This window comes from Enterobacter sp. 725m/11 (genome assembly GCF_011683705.1).
Taxonomy (GTDB): domain Bacteria; phylum Pseudomonadota; class Gammaproteobacteria; order Enterobacterales; family Enterobacteriaceae; genus Enterobacter; species Enterobacter bugandensis.
The window spans coordinates 1-1,145 of the sequence record NZ_JAAQOK010000108.1 but is presented as its reverse complement, the minus strand read 5'-3'; the positions used below and the strand labels follow the sequence as shown (position 1 = coordinate 1,145).

At 31.8% G+C, this 1,145-nt stretch carries 1 protein-coding gene; it reads left to right on the top strand.

Annotation, left to right across the window (positions count from 1 at the left end; all coding sequences use genetic code 11):
• Positions 1-1,145, top strand: a 1,145-nt coding sequence (locus HBA26_RS22590; protein ID WP_166721068.1) for a hypothetical protein, incomplete at both ends; no start/stop codon positions are given.

Genomic DNA, 1,145 nt, shown 5'->3' with positions numbered 1-1,145 from the left:
AGATGTGTATAAGAGACAGGATTTAGTATATCCATATGAAACGCATTTTATAGGGTACGAATCCGCACCTATTCTAGATGATTTCTTTTTGGGACTCACCTATTCAGAGCTTTTCAATCAAGATGGATTTGACACTTTTCATTACTCCGTAAAATTTGGAGGGATAGAGTTTCAAAAATATAAGTTAGCTATCGGATTTATAATGTCGGTAATTGAAAAACATTTAAGATTTTCTGAAAAACTTACAATAAAACATACCAAAATAAAGCTAGAGAATATTCTAACAGTTTCAGCAAATACAGATGAATTTATAGAAAGCATGTGTGATGCAATTAATTACTTTGGTTCGTCACTAAAAGGATACACTCAGCTTGAATTAGACGATGCACGTAAAATTTTTGAAGTTATTTCTTATAGCAGAAGAAACATCAAATTATTAGACAACCCTGGAGCGGAACTACCGATGCTGATTCAAAGCTCTGATGAAAGTTTTTTCTTCTGTATAGCAGCAAGATATAGCTCACCGTTACAATACCTTCATGACTCCTTAAGATTTAATTTTAGTAAGGATTATGATAAGCAGCAACAATCACGAGAACAAGTATTACAAAGAGCAATAAAGGGTACTTTGAACGAAAATTTCAGTAACTTACAATACCAGGAAAATATAAAGATAAAAGAGAATGGTAAAACATTAACTGATATAGACTTAGTTGTTGTCGAAAAAAACACAGGAATAGTTTTTCTTTGTCAACTAAAACATCAAGAACTTTATGGTGCTGATCTACACGCGAAATATGTTAGAACCACCAGATTAAAAAAACAAGCATCGGACTGGCTTGCTTCAATTAACAATTGGGTAAATAGTATATCCGAAATAGAACTAAGGAAATCGTTACAAATCACCAAGCATGTGCCAAAATTACAAATATATAAATTATTCATAACAAAACATTATGCCTATCCACTCAAAGAGTTATCAGACAAAGATACAGCGTATTGTAACTGGGCGCAGTTTATATATGCAATTCAACTTATCGACGATTATAAAGGGGGAAAAAAAGATAGTATTTCATCTTTAATCCTAAAAATAAAAACTTTAAACCAACAAGCTAGCATTGAATATCTTCATGAACCTACATCAA